This is a genomic window from Mesorhizobium sp. Arg314, assembly GCF_053714275.1.
Window position 1 is genome coordinate 1 of sequence record NZ_JBSKBP010000232.1, and the last position, 563, is coordinate 563.

Sequence of the window (563 nt, forward strand, 5' to 3'; positions counted from 1 at the left end):
AAGGCCGTTCACAATACCAACGTTCCGGGATTGAAGATTTCCGCTGACACTCCGTCGATTGAACTTCTCGACATCACTGTCGGGCCGAAAAATCTGATTGCCCGTGCCCGCCTCAAAATGAATTTCGCTATGGCGCTATCGGCTGAATTAGTAGGTCAGTAGCCCGTCTGCCGAACGAGCCGTGGCCACCATAACGACCAAGAGGTGCAAATGACGCAATCGCAGCTTAGCAAGGTTTGGTTTGTGGTCAGTGCGCTCCTTCTCTATTACGCCCTGAATTCTTGGGTGGTAGCGCAAGGCGGGGAAGAGATATTCGGTGCAAAGCTGGTCATGAAGGCGAGGGTGCCTGCGGTAATGATCGCAATCCCGATATGTTCAATTTTGCTCGCACTAACCTCACTCGTTGGACGCGTCTATTCCCTACGCGCCGGCTCGAAATGGCATGAGCGAATACCGGTTGTCGGCTTCGACGGGATCGATACGGGCTCGCGCGAAGGCCGCGTCTATCAAGGCGTCATGATTACAGTCTTCTCCCTGCTGCCCGCGATTGCGCTGGTCTATTT

At 54.2% G+C, this 563-nt stretch carries 1 protein-coding gene; it reads left to right on the forward strand.

Going from position 1 to position 563, the window contains the following annotated elements:
- Positions 1 to 210: 210 nt before the first annotated feature.
- Positions 211 to 563 (forward strand): hypothetical protein (locus ACWGS9_RS35235; protein ID WP_454509485.1); only part of this gene is annotated, 353 nt, incomplete at its 3' end.